The sequence below is a fragment of the Brevibacterium casei CIP 102111 genome, from assembly GCF_900169275.1.
Classification (GTDB): domain Bacteria; phylum Actinomycetota; class Actinomycetes; order Actinomycetales; family Brevibacteriaceae; genus Brevibacterium; species Brevibacterium casei.
In genome coordinates, this window is sequence record NZ_FXZC01000016.1 from 1 (window position 1) to 3,213 (window position 3,213).

A 3,213-nucleotide genomic window follows, 5' to 3' on the forward strand; every position below is an offset into this window, starting at 1 on the left:
TACAACACCGTGCGACGCCACTCGGCGCTGGGCTACCTCACCCCGGCCGACTATGCTCGCCACTGCACCCACGAAATGGAACCCGACGACTCACACAGAGACCGGACCTAACAACGGGGGCGGCCCAAATGATGTATCACGAGTGACAGCGACGGGCTTGTCCTCACCAACAATGAGAGCCGAGACCTTGCCGTCCTTGGACACGACCATGGGGGTTGTTCCTGTGATACGGACGGTATCGTCTTTGGCGATCTTCCATGCCTGCGTATCGCCTTTGGCGGTGATGGCAGTGAGAGACTTCTCCGTGCGAGCTGCCACCGCTGGGACATCACCGGCTATGAATTCCGAGCTGTAGCTGATGGACGAATCCAGGCCCGTCTTGCCCAGTTCCTTACCTGAATTGGTGTCGAGGAGCACGAGTTCCCGGGGTTCAGATGCCACGTAGGCGACACCTGCGGCGAATGCTGATGCGGCTTCGGCTTTGCCTGCTGGAAGGCTCCATGCTTCGTTGTCGTATCCGTCGAGCAGGGGTGTTGAGTTCGGAGTCGCAGGAGCGATGGTCGTAGCCCAGACGGGAGCTGAGACCGGCTCAGCTTCATCGCCGTTGCGGACTAGCAGTGGGATCAAGACGATGAGCACTGCGACGAGGGCGAGGGCAATGACGACGGGGATCCATTTGCGGTCGAGTTTGAGTCCGGGCCGAGTGGAGGTGGACTTTGTCGTTCCTTTGGGGACCGGTGGGTTCGCCTTGGACTTGGCAGCGCGTCGAGCTGCCATTGCCGTAGTGATCGAATTGAGGCGATTGGTCACCGGCGCAAACTTCCTAGGCCGGAGCCGTTGACGCCGAGGTGCGTAGGTGGGACGTTCAGGTACGGACACGACAGTAGTGGCGTCTTCAAACTGTTGAGGTTCGAGTGTTCGGGCTTTCAGACCAGGGAGGTGACTCGTCAGCTCGATTTCGCTCAGTTCGCGGTTCGACAGTGCCTGAGCGGCGGCGACGACTCCTTCGAGTGTGGTGCGGTGGGTTCGGAATGACCCTTCGCCGGGAACGATGACGCTGTAGTCGACGTACTTGAATCGGTAGGTCGCTCGGGCCGTCTCGGCTTCGTCGTCGTCGAGTTCACGGAACTCGGTTGGGGTGATGACCCATTTGCGAGGATCGAAGCAGTCGGTGTCGTTGGTGTGCACGCGTGCGAGTTCAACGACGGGTGGGGTGGGATGGTAGCGGCGGCGGATGAGACGGATCGCGTCGTCGAAGCTCTTGGCTTCAACTTCGGTGTTGGACCTGTCGATGATGGTTACGGCCGCTGTGATCATGAAGGAGCGTCCGTGGTCGGTCGGGAGGATGTCGTCTCGCTGTGTCAGCGTGCTCTCCGCCTTATCGTTGCGCATGAATCTCGGCCTCCGCCGTGAGGGGGTTCAATGGTCGTCTCTGGGGTTTCTCGGCCTCGGTGGGCAAATGTTTGTCAAGAATCGGTTACGAACGTGACTGTGGCCGTCTTCGCGGGTGGAAGACGGCCACGAATCTGGTGATCGCGGATAGCAATCAATGGAGACCAGGGCCGGTCATTGACATGGCCGGTGACGGCGTGCTGGTTCGCATCTGGGTTGCGGCAGTTTTGATTTTGTCGGGGTTGAATCCGCTCCAGGTGTCCTGCGGTGTCTGCACGATCGGCGCTTGCATCAGCCCTCGGTCTTTGAAGTTCTGGAGCTGAGCTGCGTTGTCCGGGTGGGTGAGGTCCTTCACCGTGAGAGCAGCCTTGGAGATGCCCTCCTTTTCGAAGAATCGGAATGTGCCCGTGCACTGAGTGCAGTCAGGCTTGGTCCAGACGGTGATTCCAGTCATGGTGTCGTCCTCCTTATGAGAATTAGTCGTCGGGGTGTTCTTCATCGGGGTTCCAGTCATGGGGGTTCTCCGTGGCATAGGCATCAGTTTGGGGACGGGTGGCCTCCTGCTCTGCTCCGTCGCGAATGAGTTCCACGACGTCTTCGCTAGTGGTGTCGTTGGCCTTGCGGACCTTGTAGGAGAAGTTGTTGACCCACCATCCGGCCCAGGTCAGCGACTGAGTGTCCGTGATGATTCCGGCCCAGTCATTGGCGTAGTTCTCGTCGTCGGCCACCATAGCCAGAGCGGTGAAGCGATCGCGTCTGGCCGAGTCGATGAGTCCGGAAGACATCATCCTGTCGGTGCCGGTTAGCTCCGGCAGGCCGTGCTCGTCTTCGAACGCGATGGTGTCGAGCATGAGCTGCTTGAGGAACTGTTCTTTGTCGGCTGCGCTGTTCTTCTTGAAGCAGTTGGGGCAGTCCATGCCCTTGCCGTCTCGGGCGCGGCTGACGTAGAAGTCAGACTGTGCAGCGGCGGCACGCTTTGAGGCCGGAATCTTGGAGAGGTCGGTTTTGACAGTGTGTCCACATTTGTACTTCATCGGGTAGTGGGTTGGGATTGCCATGGCGTCTTCCTCAGGGTTGGTTGCGTTCCTGGTGAAGGTTCGGTGCCGGCGACTGATTGTGCTTGTCGAGATCTATTGGTGCCTAGCGCTGGTTCCCGCGTCGATTTCGGTGAGTGTGGACATTCGGTCAGGTTTCGTGGGCAACGCGAATACCATCTTCTGCAGACGTTGTGCCGAGGCGCGAGCGTAGATGTGGGTGGTCTCGACGGATTCGTGGCCGAGTAAGTCGCGGAGGGCCAACAGGTCCGGGTTGAGCTCGAGAGTTTCGCATCCGAACTTATGCCGAAGGCTGTGAGCGTTGAGTTTGGGGACATGGCCAAGGAGATGCCGGACACGCCGACCTAGTGAGCGTCCAAGGACATGACCGGTGGGGTTTCGGTCGGACGGGAAGAGGAAGCCTGGGCTGAAGTGGGCGAGGGCCTCTTTCACGATGGGATGCAGAGGGAGGATTCTCGTTTTGTTGCCTTTGCCAGTCACGCGGAGCTGATCGTGAACTGGGTCGAAGTCGCTCGTGTGGAGCTGGGCAGTCTCAGATGCTCTGAGTCCCTGATACTCGCCGAGCAAGAGCATCATGACGTCTTGGATTCGGGTGCACCGCCTGAGCGCCGCAGTTACTGCGGACTCTGGGCAGGGGTTCTGGGCCGCCCCCGTTGTTAGGTCCGGTCTCTGTGTGAGTCGTCGGGTTCCATTTCGTGGGTGCAGTGGCGAGCATAGTCGGCCGGGGTGAGGTAGCCCAGCGCCGAGTGGCGTCGCACGGTGTTGT

The 3,213-nt window shown here is 59.8% G+C and carries 4 protein-coding genes; all 4 read right to left on the bottom strand.

The features are described from left to right. Window positions 1-90 precede the first annotated feature (90 nt). The 4 genes from BC102111_RS17650 to BC102111_RS18250 all read right to left on the bottom strand — a co-directional run bounded on the left by BC102111_RS17650 (window position 91) and on the right by BC102111_RS18250 (window position 3,152). Window positions 91-1,392, bottom strand: coding sequence for a hypothetical protein (locus BC102111_RS17650; RefSeq protein WP_146001457.1), 1,302 nt, complete (start codon window positions 1,390-1,392; stop codon window positions 91-93). A 154-nt stretch (window positions 1,393-1,546) separates the two neighbouring features. Next, on the bottom strand, window positions 1,547-1,846 hold the full coding sequence (locus tag BC102111_RS17440) for a thioredoxin domain-containing protein (protein ID WP_180960672.1): 300 nt from the start codon (window positions 1,844-1,846) through the stop codon (window positions 1,547-1,549). Between the two features lie 22 nt (window positions 1,847-1,868). Continuing rightward, window positions 1,869-2,450, bottom strand: a complete 582-nt coding sequence (locus BC102111_RS17445; protein ID WP_146001458.1) for a hypothetical protein — start codon at window positions 2,448-2,450, stop codon at window positions 1,869-1,871. Between the two features lie 72 nt (window positions 2,451-2,522). Beyond that, on the bottom strand, window positions 2,523-3,152 hold the full coding sequence (locus BC102111_RS18250) for a tyrosine-type recombinase/integrase (RefSeq protein WP_101624979.1): 630 nt from the start codon (window positions 3,150-3,152) through the stop codon (window positions 2,523-2,525). Between the last annotated feature and the right edge of the window lie 61 nt (window positions 3,153-3,213).

Bases quoted from the DNA above. Each gene is read 5' to 3' on its own strand.
- BC102111_RS17650 (WP_146001457.1), bottom strand. From the start codon at position 1,392: ATGCGCAACGATAAGGCGGAGAGCACGCTGACACAGCGAGACGACATC.
- BC102111_RS17440 (WP_180960672.1), bottom strand. From the start codon at position 1,846: ATGACTGGAATCACCGTCTGGACCAAGCCTGACTGCACTCAGTGCACG.
- BC102111_RS17445 (WP_146001458.1), bottom strand. From the start codon at position 2,450: ATGGCAATCCCAACCCACTACCCGATGAAGTACAAATGTGGACACACT.